Annotated in this window: 1 pseudogene; it reads right to left on the bottom strand. The window is 62.7% G+C overall.

Going from position 1 to position 365, the window contains the following annotated elements:
• Positions 1-365 (bottom strand): annotated as a pseudogene (locus L692_RS29070) (carboxylesterase/lipase family protein); the annotation flags it as partial.

Here is a 365-nt window from a genome sequence, read left to right as displayed (position 1 = left end):
CCGAGCCGCCGCAAATGACCCATATTGCCAAATACATAGGGGACCTCTGCGGTGTGTACGGCCCTGGAGAGCAGCGGATGATCCTCCACTCCCCAATCGAAGCGGTACATCCAGACCGGTCCGTGTTCCAGCTGGCTCTCGGCAAAGGCAACCGCGCTGCGCCAGAAGAACAGATCGGTCATGATCCCGGCATGCCCCTCCCAGCTCGCAGGATAATGCGGGGCAAGCCCGGACAGGTCCGGAGTCCCCAGCGCTTGCTGGAGCGCCTTCAGCGACTCTCCAATGGCCGGAACCGGCGTGCTTTCGCGGAAGAAGTAATGACCTTCGTGGCGGTTGGTTCCGATCAGCAGCGGAATGCCCGCCGC

The organism is Paenibacillus forsythiae T98, from assembly GCF_000520735.1.
Classification (GTDB): Bacteria; Bacillota; Bacilli; order Paenibacillales; family Paenibacillaceae; genus Paenibacillus_AQ; species Paenibacillus_AQ forsythiae.
The sequence above is the reverse complement of the archived record's forward strand: the minus strand, read 5'-3'. Positions and strand labels throughout refer to the sequence as shown.